Raw genomic sequence first — 14,075 nt, 5'->3', positions numbered from 1 at the left:
CTTAATCTTATTTAATAGAAATTAATCAAATGATTTATTTATTTAAGTCTTTTCCAGTAAAGCCTAAAGGTAAAAGTTCTTCTAATGTATATTCTTTAAATTCATCTTTATTTTTAGCAAGATAGATTTTAAAAGTTTTTGGATCACAAAATTCTGCAATTACTTGTCTACATACTCCACAAGGAGCACAGTATTCAGTTTCTTCAGCATCTGCCATATTACCTACTATAGCAATTGCTTGAAATTCATGTTGTCCTTCAGATACAGCTTTAAAAAAAGCAGTTCTTTCAGCACAGTTTGTTGGAGTAAAAGCCGCATTTTCTATATTACAACCTAAATATATTTTACCGTTTGTACCAAGTAATGCAGCACCAACATGAAAGTTAGAGTAAGGAGTATAAGCAAATTTTTGAGCTTCATAAGCCTTTTCAACTAATAATTTTGCATCAATCATAAATTTCACCTGACACTTTCCATAAGAATTCATTTATTAGCACCTACAAATAATAGTATGTATCAATAAATGGATTATTATTATAGCATTTAAAATTTAGGATGTATATAACACTTTATAAATTGAACATTTTTGTTATATAAAAAGTCATATTTATACTGTGTTTATAGGCATAAAATTCTCGGAATAGGAAGTTATTTGAATATTATATGGAATTTTTAATAGTTTATATGTTTAATTTTAAGACGATAAAGAATAGAGGGAATGATAATATAGTGAATTTTGCAAGTGATAGCTTAAGTGAATAACTATAGCATTAATATTAAGTTTTACATAGAAATGAAAATATATATTAAAAATAAGTATAATATAATAGATAATGATTTAATAAGGAGTAAATAGAATGAAGAAGAAAGTACTAATTATTACTATAATAGCAACTTTTATGATTTCACTTACAGTATGTGGATATAATAAGTCATCTAATGATAATAAAAGTAATAGCAGTGAGTCTATAGAGATTGACAAAGATACAAGCAAAGACTCATCTAAAGAGGCTCAACCTAAGAGTACAGATAACTTAGGTGAAACTAATACTGAAAATGTAGATAACTATAAGGGTGACCTATTGAATAATATAAAAGACAAGTCTAAAAGTGGAATGGTTATAAATAGTGAATTTAAAGCAAAAGATGGTATTATTGATGAAGTTAATAATGCTTATGGCAAGGAAGATACTTCAAACTATATAGCTGAAGCTAAAGGACTTTATTATACTTTTGAAAGTAAAAATTTAGCATTTGGATGTAATAAAGGAGATCAAATATTTGAAATAAGATCTTTTGATAAATCATTAAAAGATTTAAATTTAGAAGATATAATATCATATTTTGGAGAACCACAATATGAAGTTAAAACAGAGTTGAATGAAAGAATAATTGGATATGAGATAAATTATGATTTCAAATTATTATTTGTTTTTTCATATAGTAAAAATGAAAAGGAAGTGTTAGATCACTATTCAGTTTTATATCCTCATGGAACTGTTAATAGTATGGATGATGATCCAGGTAGAGAGTGGTAGTATATTAATCTTGGATTATATAGTAAATTAGATAAAAGGATTATGGACTACCATAATCCTTTTATCATAATATAAATATATAATAAATAAGTAAATGAGTAAGTTATTGTCTTGAAAGATAAATTTTCTTTTCTACATCTATAAAGATACCTGCTAGAACTCCATAAGTTTTTTCCCAAGCATCCATAATTTCATCTGTTGCAGCATCTCCTAAAACTTGTTTAATTGCAAATAATAAGTTGCTTCCTATTATTGGATAATGTTCTTCTTTAACGCCTGCATTACAGTGAATTTCTGCAATTCTATTTACTACAGGCATAATTGCTGGTAAGTTGTCTATATTTTGCGCTGATGATAAGATAGCCATAGCTAATGCCTTAGGCTGTTCACCTGACTCTTGTCTATCCATATTGAATAATGGTTTGATTTCAGGATTTTTTTCAAACATATTTTTATAAAAAGTTGTTGTTATTTCAACTCCATGAGTTTTTAATACTGGTACTGTACTTTTAATTATATCAATTGTTTTTTGATCTAACATATTAATTCACCTTCCTAAAAATATTAATAGTAAATATTAATAAATAATACTTATCGGTTAAATAAATTCTAGCATTATAAAAAGTTATATTCAAATACTATAAAAGCTTAATAAACTTAATATTTTTGTGAAAATTAAAACTATATAGTTTAAGCTTTTTTATGCTTAAGATTACAAAATAAAAAATATAATATTTTTATTGACATTAACGCAACGTAATCCTTTATCATTAAGTTGTCAGGAGGTAATGAGATGAAATATACAATTAAAAAGCTAGCTGAATTGGCAGGCGTAAGTACTAGAACTCTTAGATATTATGATGAAATAGGTTTACTAAAACCTTGTAGAGTTAATTCTTCAGGATATCGTATTTATGGTCAAAAAGAAGTAGATTTATTACAACAGATATTACTGTATAGATCGTTAGATATGAAGCTGGAAGATATACATGATATAATATCTAATCCTAATTTTGATATTTGCCAATCTTTAATTGAACATCGCCAAAGACTTATTTCTAGACGGAATCAACTTGATCAATTGATTTTAATTGTAGAAAAGACATTAGAATATAATAAAGGAGAGATAGATATGTCAAATAAGGAGAAGTTTGAAGGCTTTAAAAAGCAAAAATTACAAGAAAATGAAGCTAAATATGGAAAAGAAATTAGAGAAAAGTATGGTTCAGAGACTGTAGAAGAATCTAACAAAAAGTTTATGAATATGACTGAACAAGATTTAAAAAAAATGCAAAGTATAGAAAATGATATGTTTGAAGATTTAATTGAGGTTTTCAATTCAGGAGATTTAGATTCGGAAAAAGCTAAGAGTGTTTACGAAAAACACAAAGCTTGGCTAAGTTTTTCATGGCCTAGTTATTCAAAAGAAGCTCATATTGGATTAGCAGAAATGTATGTAGCAGATGAAAGATTTGCAAAGTACTATAATGATAGAGCTGGTAAGGAAGTGGTTGCTACACTAAGGGATATTATTGTGAAGTATGCAAGATAATTAGTATTAATATTGTAAAGTTAATTCAATATATAAATAAAAGTTTAAAGCCGTAGCTATGTTAATAGATACGGCTTTTGCCGTGTAAGCTAGTAGAATCAATGGCTTAAAAGGGGGGCGCGTTTCGTTATGTCCTTTAAAATTCTAGAAGATTATATAAAAAATATAATTTTGAATTTAAGTGAGATAATAGTGAAATAGTATGATGCTTTATAGATTTAATTAAATTATCTTTAAAAAATAAATTTATCAATAAGTAGCAAGTATATTATTTTTAATCAATTTCATAAAAATATCAGGATTAACAATTCTAACTTGAGGATTGTTATTTAATTTATCAACTACATGTTGAACATCATCCATAGTTTTACTCCATACATGAACATAAACAAAGGTATAGGATTCTGGGGTTTTAATATTTGTATAACCCAATTCAACTCTAGAATTAATATTTTTAATTAGTTCTTTTTCATCTTCTAGGTTGTTCCAAAGTAAATCACGACAAGATACTATAGGTTTGTCGTTGGACCAAACTATTTTACCTTCGTAATTATTATTTTTTTATAATCAAGATAAAATAGACCTTCTATGTTTGGACAGGAAGTATATTTGTCCCATAAAGAATTATCGTATAAAGCATTATCATCGATTATTAATACATATTTTTGATCAACTTGCTTCATATAGTTATTTAATCTCTGTGTATAGCTATCCAATTTAGTTTTTGGAAATTTACTAGGATATATATAGCCATTTCCAGAAGGAGAAACAATGTAGTAATCAGAATACTTCGATGAACTTGCACTTTCATAGTATTTGTTAAATACTGTAGGTGCTAAATAATAAAGAGATGGGCTTAATGTCCAACCTAAATTAAAGTTTCCTCTATTTTTAGATCCATACCATTTTTCTGAACTATAATTGCTTCCTAGTAGCCATTGCTGATTATCCCCATCAGACATAATAAAGGTCACATAATGGATATTATCTTCAGCTGGAACGTCATTGTGGTGCTTTTGAGTTTGTACATTAATAGGAAATGAACTCAATACGGATAAATTATAGGACCAATCTGCAGCGATAGTATCTACGCCATATTTTGAAGCTATACTTACATTATTAAACTCATCAGGGCCCCATCCTAGGCAACGAGCAATATCATCCATAGAGCTGAATATATCCTTTCTTAATGAAAAATCATTTATATCATATTCATAGAATATAAGTGATTTTGACATTATTGCATAGTCTCTTAAAGCCATTGATTTTTCGGGAGATAGCTCTATAACTGTAGTATGATTTAATCCTGAATTCCATAAACTTTTATAGGCCCAGTGTTTACCTGTATTTCTACAATCTTCAATTAGATTAGTTATTTCGTAATTTTGAACTTTAGATTCTAGGGATTCATCAATAGGTAGGGAATTTTTTAGTGATGCAAGAGAGCAGGCATTGTTGATAGAGTAAGGATTTGAATTGCTATATAATATGTAACCATTGATATTATGTTTAAAGATATTTAATAGCTTCCAAGGGTCTGATATATTTTCATAGCTAATATTATAATTTTTATTTAAGTCATCTAGCCACAGTTTGTAATCAGGTTGATTAGAAGGAAGGATATAAATTTGAAAGTCAGATTTACTCGATATAATGCCTTGAAGAGCAGAAATCATAGTCTGCTCTTCTTTGTTCATATCAGTATCAGAAATTACATATAAATATTTAGGTAAAATGCAATTTTTAATGTAATAATCATTTAAGCTATTGATAGAATTTTGATAATTCATAGAATAAGTATTTTTAGCTGTATAACTATAATAAAAATCACTTAAAAACTTAAAATGATTTCCAGTATAAAAATCTTGAGCACTTTTATCACTTATTGTTGATAATACTACTTGGCGTTTAATAATATCATCCAAGCTTACGTCTTTATAATTTTTCATAATATCGTACATTATCATAAATGTAGTAGTTCTGCCTATTCCTTCTTTGCAATGAAAGTGAAGCCAAGTATCATTAGGTAACTTACTAACAAAATCAATGAAATATTTTACCATGTCATCTGTTGGTAAATTGCCATCTGTTACAGGAATACGAATATATTGCATTCCTTTTGATTTAGCAAGTTCTTCTTCGTTTTGAACAGATTCAGGAATTACAGTATCTTTAGTATTATAAAAAGTTATAGGAGTACCGATCTTAATAGATTCTAAAAGTTTATTTTCAACGGATAAGACTTCGGGTAAACTTAAACCTTTATTAGCACTATTATTTGAGTTTTCCCAACTTACAGCTATTCCATTTATAAATCCATGAGATTCTTGCCTTAAATCAACATCTATTATAGAAAATTTATTTGGTATAGAATTTTTTATTAAAGAAAGGCCAGATTCAGAAAATTGACCACTTCCAGAAATATTCAACTTATCTAACCCTTTTAAGTTAATATCTTGATTTTTTGCTAGATTAGTTTCAGCAGAAATCATTCGAAAGTGATGAGGTAAAGTATTATTATTTGCAGAGTTTTCTTTTAGATTCAATTCTGAAAATGCCTTAGGATAGTAGCTAATGTGTGCAAGTGAGTAGAGTATAGTTAAAAGAATTATGGAACAAAGTTTAAGAGACTTTTTCATTAGTAAACACCTCACATATACAATTATTATTTGATATATATTAGGATTAGTAACAGTAGTTTAGTTTATTCATAATAGCAATCAGGTAGCATAGAAAGATAAATACAATATTGGAAGTATTTATACAATGATGCTATAATTTATAATGCATAATATATAGTTATTTTTAAATATTAAATAAATTAAGGAAAGACGTAAATTAAATATAATTTTAATTTGCAAAACTTAGTTGCAGTTAGAATGCTTTTATTTAAGTTAATATGTGTTAAATGGAGATTAAAGTATTTACTTATTTTTATGATTTATAAAGAATATAATAGTTATAAATTTATTTAGGTGTTTAGGTATTTAGGTTAACTTTTAATTTGTTAAGATTATTTTATATAGAAAGGGAAAGGAGAAATAGTATGAGATTAATTATAAATGCCGATGACTTTGGGCTTAGCAGAGGCGCCAATTATGGAATAATTGATGCATATAGAAATGGGGTTGTAAGGAGTACTTCAATAATGGCTGGAATGCCAGGATTTGATCATGCAGTTGAATTATTAAAGGAATACCCAGATCTAGGATGTGGGGTGCATCTAACTTTGTCGGCATATAAACCTGTATTAAATTCACATAAAACAATTATAGATGAAAATGGATTTTTTTATAAAAGGATAAATCCAGATAAGGATATGGAGAGGTTTAGTTTAGAAGAAATATACAACGAGTTTTGCGCTCAAATTGAAAAAGTTAAAAGTATAGGAATTGAAATAACTCATTTAGATTCACATCATCATGTTCATACATTTGAATTTCTAAAACCGGTAATTGAAAGGTTAGTAGAAAAATATAATCTTCCTATAAGAGGGGGACTACAATATGAATTAGATTATGATAAAGTAATTCCTTATGAAGGGATTTTTTATGATAAAACAGTTAGTCTAGAGGCTTTTAAAAGCTTAGAAAATAAATTAGATAAATATGAAATTGTGGAAACTATGAGTCATCCTGCATATATTGATAGCTTTATTATGGAGACAAGTTCTTATAACATAAAAAGAGCAGAGGAGCTAAAGATACTTACATCTAAAGAGCTTAAGGAGTTTATTGATTCTATAGGCATAGAACTCTGTAGTTATAGGAATATTTTAAAATAGAACTTAGAACCGTATCATTAAATGTGATGCGGTTTTATTTTTTTGAATAATAAACAGTGTAATATCAAAATATAATTATAAAGAGAAAATATGCACAATAAGGTGTGAAAAAATTTTTAAAAAAAATACTTGAATAAAAATAATTTTCATGTTAATATGTAAATGTATTCAAAAGAAAAAGGTTTTCAATAATAAAAAAATATAAAAATAATTTTCAATAATAGAGGAGGCATATAAATGTTTAAACAGTTACAAAAAATTGGAAAAGCCTTTATGTTACCAATTGCTATATTACCAGCAGCTGGTTTATTACTTGGTATAGGGGGAGCTTTATCAAACCCTAATACCGTACAAGCTTATCCATTCTTAAATATTTCTTGGTTACAAGGAATTTTCTCAATTATGTCATCTGCAGGAGATGTAGTATTTTCTAATTTAGCACTTATTATGTGTATAGGTCTTTCTGTGGGTCTTGCTAAGAAAGATAAAGGTACTGCTGGTCTAGCAGGTGCAGTTTCATTCTTAGTTATGAATGCTTCAATAAAAGGAATGATTACAGCTTTTAACCCAGCAGTTGAATCAATAGATACTGGTGTTGTTGGAGCTATAGTAATTGGATTAACGGTATCATATCTTCATAATAAATATGGAAACATTCAATTACCAGCAGTTTTAGGATTCTTTGGAGGGTCAAGATTTGTACCAATAGTTTCTTCATTCTCAGCAATTTTTATTGGGGCAATATTCTTCTTAATATGGCCAACATTCCAAGGCTGGTTAGTTTCAGCAGGTAATGCAATAGCTGGATTAGGACCAATAGGAACTTTCTTATATGGATTCTTGCTAAGATTAACAGGAGCCGTTGGATTGCATCATATGATTTACCCATTATTCTGGTACACAGAATTAGGTGGAATTGCAACAGTTGCAGGTCAAACTGTTACAGGAGCTCAGAATATATTCTTTGCACAATTAGCTGATCCAAACCATACTGGATTATTTACAGAAGGAACAAGATTCTTTGCAGGACGTTTTGCTACAATGATGTTTGGATTACCAGCAGCATGCTTAGCTATGTATCATTGTGTACCTAAAGCAAAGAGAAAATTAGTTGGTGGATTATTCTTAGGAGCAGCAATAACATCATTTGTTACAGGTATAACTGAGCCAATCGAGTTCATGTTCTTATTCGTTGCACCATGGTTATATGTAGTTCACGCATTCTTTGATGGATTATCATTCTTTATAGCAGATATACTAAATATATCAATTGGTAATACATTCTCAGGTGGATTAATAGACTTCACATTATTCGGAGTTCTTCAAGGTAATGATAAAACAAATTGGATATATGTATTAATAGTAGGAGTAATTTGGTTTGCATTATACTACTTCACATTTAGATTCTTAATAACTAAGTTTAATGTTATGACTCCAGGTAGAGAAGCAGATAGTGAAGAAGTTAAGGTTGTAACAAAAGATAGTATGAATGAAACAGCAACTCAAATTTTAGAAGCATTAGGCGGAGAAGAAAATTTAGATGATGTTGATGCATGTATAACAAGATTAAGAGTAGCTGTAAAAGATGTAAGTAAAGTAGATAAGGATAGAATTAAAGCTTTAGGAGCAACTGCTGTTTTAGAAGTTAAAGGTGGAATTCAAGCAATATTTGGAGCAAAAGCAGATCCATTAAAGCAAAAAATAAATGAAATTATAGGGAGAGAGTAATAAGAGTGAAAGTAATAGATAGAGGATTAATCGTATCATGTCAAGCACTAGCAAATGAACCACTACATAGCTCTTATATAATGAGTAGAATGGCTGTAGCAGCTAAGGAAGGTGGAGCTATAGGTATAAGAGCCAATAGTGTTCAAGATATTGTTGCTATAAAGAAAGAAGTTGATTTACCTGTAATAGGTATAATAAAAATAGATTATGAAAATATGAAGCCATATATAACTCCAACAATGAAGGAAGTTGATGAGCTTGTTGAAGCCGGAGTTGATGTTATAGCTTTAGATGCTACAATAAATCAAGATGAAGAATTTTTAAAGGAAATCTTTAAAAAATATCCTTCTCAAACATTTATGGCAGATATATCAACTATAGAAGAAGGCTTAAGAGCTGGAGAGTTAGGATTCCATTATGTTGGAACTACTTTAGTTGGATATACAGAACATTCTAAGGGAATGAATAATTTTGAAGTGTTAGAAGCTTTAATAAAAGATTGTAAATCAGAAGTAATAGCAGAAGGAAACTTCGATACTCCTGAAAAGGCAAGACTTGCTTTAGAAAAAGGAGCTTGTGCTGTTGTAGTTGGTAGTGCAATAACAAGACCACAATTAATTACAAAGAAATTCAATGATGAAATTTTAAAAGCATTATAATACTTGCGAGGTAGAGACATAAATCTCTACCTCTTTTATTTAGCTTATTTTAATGTTATTCTAATATATATACTTCAATTAATGTTTTAATATTATTAGTGCAAAAATAAATTGATTACTTCATACCTTTAGATGCAGTTATGTAATTGAAGTCATATATTTTATAGTTTGGGGTAATTACCTTAATTATGTTTAATTAAAATATAATATAAGTTATAGCATAAGAAGGCTAATATATATTAGATTATGGAGGATATTAAGTGGATATTTTATGTGAGGTACAAAGAAAATATAATGAGTTTTCCGATAAGGAAAAGGATATAGCAGATTATATTATGCAGCATGGTGATAAAATTAAAAATATAAATATTACTGATTTAGCTAAAGAAATAGGAACATCAGGAGCAACAATAACAAGGTTTGCTAAAAAAATTGGATGTGATAGCTTTGTAGATATGAAAATAAAGCTTGGATCAAATAAAGTAGAATTACCGATAAATGATGAAGATGGCATTTTCTCATATACATATCAATATTATAACGAAGTTATAGAAAGAACTAAAATGTTAATAGATAAAGAGGAAATATTCAAAGTGGTAAATGAAATAAAGAAAGCGAAGAATATTTATATTTATGGGGTTGGTAGTTCTGGACTAACATGTAAAGAAATGATGCAAAGGCTTTTAAGAATGGGATTTAATGTACACTGTATTTCAGATTCCCATATGATGATTATAAATAGTTCAATTGTGTCAGAAAATGATTTGGTGATAGGAATTTCTATATCTGGAGAAACACAGGAAGTAATACACTCTTTAAGAAAGTCTAAGGAAAATGGAGCAAAGATAGTATCTATTACAGGCTTTGAGGGAAGTACAGTAAGCAAGTATTCAGATATAAAGTTTATAGTGTATAATCCTAATTTTGTAGATAGGAGTAGATTCATTAATACACAGTTTTCTGCTATGTATCTCCTGGATTTAATATCTATGGTGTTGTTAAAGGATATTAATTTAAGTAACAAGATGCAAACTACTATTAATGCGATTATTAATAATTAATAAAAATCTGCTATAAAATCATTATAGCAGATTTTTATTTTTTATAATTTAATATAGGCACTAATATAAAATTACTTTACAAACTGTCCAGTCCGGCCCATATTATATGCAGTTTTTATCATAGATTTTTCTTCAGCTGTTATTTCTTTATCATACATCTTACTAAATTGCTTAAATAAAGCATCAGTATCAATTTTAACTTTGGTTTTATGTGTTCTATTATTATCATTATATATCTTAGGTATTATGGATGGATTATAAATTTTTTTAAAGACTTTATATGTATAAAGCGCATCATAAAAAGCATTATGGAATTTATTTTCAAAATCTATGTTTAGCATTTCAACAGCAGTCTTTAATCCAATTTGTTTTCCTTTCTGAATATGAAATAGTTTTGATGTGTGTTTTTGAACATCAATATATTTACTGGGAAATAGTGAAGTAGATAAGTTATTGAACTTTATATTTCTTAGAAATTCTTTTATATCTGACTTTCCCCATACACATAAAACTGCTTCATCATCACCTAGAAAATTTAAAAATCTTTTATAAACATTAGAAAAGGTTTCACAGCTTGATAACATATCTTTATTTATTTTAGTTATATTTTCTACATAAGGATTAATATCAGTATAGACGATAGGTCTTATTAGTTCATTAAAATTTGATGTTATTTCTAGATTTTCATTAATTTTTACAGCTCCAATTTGAATTATTTCAAAAGGAAGTTGTTTCATAGTACTATCAATTGATTCGTTATTATTTTTATCAGTAGTATTACTTGGTATATATTTTTGATTAAATTCTAAATCACAAACTATATAATTCATTAAAAATCCTTTCTAAATCTATAAGTATTCATATCTATATTGTAGCCATTTTATTATGTAGATTATATTAATTTCTATAAAGAGTATATCAAAAACTAATATATTTAGATATTATGAAGTACAATCAATTAAAAGGTATTAAGAAAATGTACAGAAAGGGAGATTTTCATATTCATTCAACAGAGTCAGATGGAGAACTAAAACCAGGAGAAATAGTATTGTTAGCAAAAGAAAGAAGAGTAGATATTATAGCATTAACAGATCATAATACTGTAAGTGGAAATAAGCAAGCAGTTAATGTTGGTCAAATACATGGTGTAAAAGTAATACCTGGGATAGAATTATCAACTAGATTTAAAGGTAATAAAGTTCATATACTAGGGTATTTTACTGATGATAAATATCAAAGTGATGAATTTAAAATGATTTTAAATAATTTATGTACAAGAAAATTCAAAGCATGTCAAATTTACTTTAAGGGAAAGCTAAGTTTTAAATCAGAGGGAGGTAAGATAGCAACTTCAGCTGGAATAGACTTTTTACATCATTATAATGTAAAGGTAGTTTTAGCTCATCCTACATTACTTGATAGAGGTGTTTTTGAACAAATAATAAATTTAAATTTTGATGGAATAGAAGCAAAGTATTATAGAAATAAGGATAATGAGACAGAGTACTTTATAAATGTAGCTAAAAAGAAAAATATAATATACACAGCAGGATCTGACTTTCATTCATTAAAGAAAGTTGATTTAAAGCATGGAACATTAGGACAAATATATTTAGAAAATGAAGAGATAGATAACTTTTTAAATATACTAAACTTAAGCTAATTATAAGCGGAGTAGTGAGTTATGATCTTTATAACTAGCATTCTTTATAGCACATTTAAAATTTGATAGAGTAAAATATAGTAAGAATAATTTTAGAGGGTATTAGATTGGCAGAAGGAAATATATTAGTAAGATTGTTTAGAATAAAAGATTTGTTACCAATTACGAACGGTAGCATTAGAATTAGTAATTCAAAAATAGGGAATATTGTTTATGAAAAAGAAAATGCATTTGATATAAGTGGAAGAAGTGAAGTAATATCAGTAGTTACCTTAGATAGGAAGTTATCTCAGGAGCCTTATGAAGAAGGTGAAAATCCGTATTTATTATATAATATAGAGGTTAGAGCGGAAGGATATAAAGATGTTATTGTTGAAGGAGTAAGTGTATTTGATGGAATAACTTCAATACAAGATATAGAAATGGAAGAGGCAAGTATTGAATCAGGGGAAAAAAATCTCCAGGAGGAAATAATTATTCAAGATCAACAAGGTGTTGAGAAGTCAACTGAAAATATAGAAATGGGTTTCTCAATGGCTCCTTTTGTTCTTAGAAACGTATATGTACCTGAATTTATAACTGTACATTTAGGAAGTCCTACTTCATATGCAGAAAATGTTACAGTAAGATTTATAGATTATATTAAGAATGTTGCTTCTAGTGAGATATATCCTACTTGGCCAGAGGAAGCAATAAGAGCTAATGTATATTGTCAAATTTCCTTTGCATTAAATAGAGTTTATACAGAATGGTATAGGAATATGGGATATCCATTTCAAGTAACAAACTCAACAGCATATGATCAATATTTTGTAAAAGGTAGAAATATATTTGAGAATATAAGTAAGATAGTCGATGAAATTTTTAACGAGTACATTATAACAATTGGAAATCAAACACCATTTTTTGCTCAATATTGTAATGGAACAACTGTAAAGTGTGATGGGTTATCACAATGGGGTACTGTTGATTTAGCTAAGGCAGGGATGTCTGCTTTGGATATAATAAAATATTATTTTGGTTATGATAAAGTACTAGTTAGAGCAGAATATGTTGAAGGAGTACCTGAGTCATATCCTGGTTATTCATTAAGAATAGGTGATGTAAATGAAAATGTTAAAGTAATACAAGAACAATTAAATAGAGTATCTAAAAATTTTCCAGCTATTCCAAGGATTTATCCTGAAGATGGAAGATTTGGAAAGGAAACAGAAGACTCTGTTAAAGTGTTTCAAAGAGTATTCAATTTGACTCCAGATGGGGTTGTAGGTAGAGCTACTTGGTATAAGATATCTAATATTTATGTTGGGGTAAAGAGATTAGCAGAATTAAATCAAGAGCCAGAAATAGGTGAATCAGGTGGAAATGGAGGAGGAATTGGAAAACCAGAGGGTGATGGTAAGTATCCAGGATACTTATTGAAATATGGGGCAAGAGGAGAAAAGGTAAGAGAGCTTCAAGGTTATTTAAGTGAAATTTCTAAGTCTTATAATATACCTAATGTATCAGTAGATGGGATATTTGGTAATGTGACAAAGGACGCCATTATAAAATTTCAAAGATTATTTGGGTTATCTACAGATGGAATAGTAGGATTAGCTACTTGGAATAAAGTATTTGAAGTTTATAAAAATATAGACAATAGTAATCCAGGAGTACCTGATAATGAATTTGATGGAAAGTATCCAGGTTATTTATTAAAGTATGGCTCAAGAGGAGAAAAAGTAAAGGAAGTACAATATTATTTAGCAAGTATATCTAATCAAATTGGGATACCTACTATTGCAGCAGATGGAATTTTTGGTAATGCAACTAGAGAAGCTGTTGTAGCATTTCAAAAATTATTTGCTTTATCACTAGATGGAATTATAGGACAATATACATGGAATAAAATATTAGAAGTATATAATGGTATGAAATACTAGAGTATTTAAATTATATATCGAAGTTTTATAACTGAATTCTAGCTATTAGGATGGTTAAATTTAAAAGATTATAAAGGAGATTAGGTAGATGTTTATAATTCTCATAAATATTTAAGTGACGTATCAATTACATTTATGAGAATGATTGCATATTATATTATATCT

The 14,075-nt window shown here is 28.0% G+C and carries 11 protein-coding genes and 1 pseudogene; 8 read left to right on the top strand and 4 right to left on the bottom strand.

What is annotated here, in order from left to right; all coding sequences use genetic code 11:
• Positions 1-34: 34 nt before the first annotated feature.
• The gene (gene cdd / locus CSBG_RS00290; protein ID WP_008676047.1) at positions 35-454 is read right to left on the bottom strand and encodes a cytidine deaminase; all 420 of its coding nucleotides are present in this window, start codon (positions 452-454) and stop codon (positions 35-37) included.
• A gap of 403 nt (positions 455-857) precedes the next feature.
• On the opposite strand from cdd, the gene CSBG_RS00285 reads away from it, so the two are divergent.
• Positions 858-1,538, top strand: coding sequence for a YjgB family protein (locus CSBG_RS00285; protein WP_008676046.1), 681 nt, complete (start codon positions 858-860; stop codon positions 1,536-1,538).
• A 103-nt stretch (positions 1,539-1,641) separates the two neighbouring features.
• Here the strand turns inward: CSBG_RS00285 and CSBG_RS00280 are convergent, their stop codons facing one another.
• Positions 1,642-2,079, bottom strand: a complete 438-nt coding sequence (locus tag CSBG_RS00280) for a globin domain-containing protein (protein WP_008676044.1) — start codon at positions 2,077-2,079, stop codon at positions 1,642-1,644.
• Between the two features lie 252 nt (positions 2,080-2,331).
• On the opposite strand from CSBG_RS00280, the gene CSBG_RS00275 reads away from it, so the two are divergent.
• Positions 2,332-3,090 (top strand): MerR family transcriptional regulator, encoded by a 759-nt coding sequence (locus tag CSBG_RS00275; protein ID WP_008676042.1) that lies wholly within the window; start codon positions 2,332-2,334, stop codon positions 3,088-3,090.
• Between the two features lie 249 nt (positions 3,091-3,339).
• On the opposite strand, the pseudogene CSBG_RS00270 reads toward CSBG_RS00275, so the two are convergent.
• Positions 3,340-5,729: pseudogene (locus tag CSBG_RS00270) on the bottom strand (GxGYxYP domain-containing protein).
• Positions 5,730-6,136: 407 nt separating this feature from the next.
• On the opposite strand from CSBG_RS00270, the gene chbG reads away from it, so the two are divergent.
• The 4 genes from chbG (at position 6,137) to CSBG_RS00250 (ending at position 10,322) form a co-directional block, all read left to right on the top strand.
• Positions 6,137-6,874 carry a chitin disaccharide deacetylase gene (gene chbG, locus CSBG_RS00265; protein ID WP_008676041.1) on the top strand — a complete coding sequence of 246 codons (738 nt, stop codon included), beginning with the start codon at positions 6,137-6,139 and terminating at the stop codon, positions 6,872-6,874.
• Between the two features lie 237 nt (positions 6,875-7,111).
• Positions 7,112-8,602, top strand: coding sequence for a PTS transporter subunit EIIC (locus CSBG_RS00260; RefSeq protein WP_008676039.1), 1,491 nt, complete (start codon positions 7,112-7,114; stop codon positions 8,600-8,602).
• Positions 8,602-9,261, top strand: a complete 660-nt coding sequence (locus CSBG_RS00255) for an N-acetylmannosamine-6-phosphate 2-epimerase (protein WP_333491689.1) — start codon at positions 8,602-8,604, stop codon at positions 9,259-9,261. The genes CSBG_RS00260 and CSBG_RS00255 overlap by 1 nt, the downstream gene beginning before the upstream one ends.
• Before the next feature lie 260 nt (positions 9,262-9,521).
• The gene (locus CSBG_RS00250; protein WP_008676037.1) at positions 9,522-10,322 is read left to right on the top strand and encodes a MurR/RpiR family transcriptional regulator; all 801 of its coding nucleotides are present in this window, start codon (positions 9,522-9,524) and stop codon (positions 10,320-10,322) included.
• 71 nt (positions 10,323-10,393) lie between these two features.
• Here CSBG_RS00250 and CSBG_RS00245 read toward each other — a convergent pair whose 3' ends face one another.
• Complete coding sequence (locus CSBG_RS00245) at positions 10,394-11,152, bottom strand: 3'-5' exonuclease (RefSeq protein WP_008676035.1); 759 nt, start codon at positions 11,150-11,152, stop codon at positions 10,394-10,396.
• Between the two features lie 113 nt (positions 11,153-11,265).
• On the opposite strand from CSBG_RS00245, the gene CSBG_RS00240 reads away from it, so the two are divergent.
• A complete protein-coding gene (locus CSBG_RS00240) occupies positions 11,266-11,985 on the top strand; it encodes a PHP domain-containing protein (protein ID WP_235840843.1) in 720 nt (239 codons plus the stop codon).
• Positions 11,986-12,092: 107 nt separating this feature from the next.
• Positions 12,093-13,910 carry a peptidoglycan-binding protein gene (locus CSBG_RS00235; RefSeq protein ID WP_008676031.1) on the top strand — a complete coding sequence of 606 codons (1,818 nt, stop codon included), beginning with the start codon at positions 12,093-12,095 and terminating at the stop codon, positions 13,908-13,910.
• Positions 13,911-14,075 lie beyond the last annotated feature (165 nt).

This window comes from Clostridium sp. 7_2_43FAA (genome assembly GCF_000158375.2).
Taxonomy (GTDB): domain Bacteria; phylum Bacillota; class Clostridia; order Clostridiales; family Clostridiaceae; genus Clostridium; species Clostridium tertium.
The sequence above is the reverse complement of the archived record's forward strand: the minus strand, read 5'-3'. Positions and strand labels throughout refer to the sequence as shown.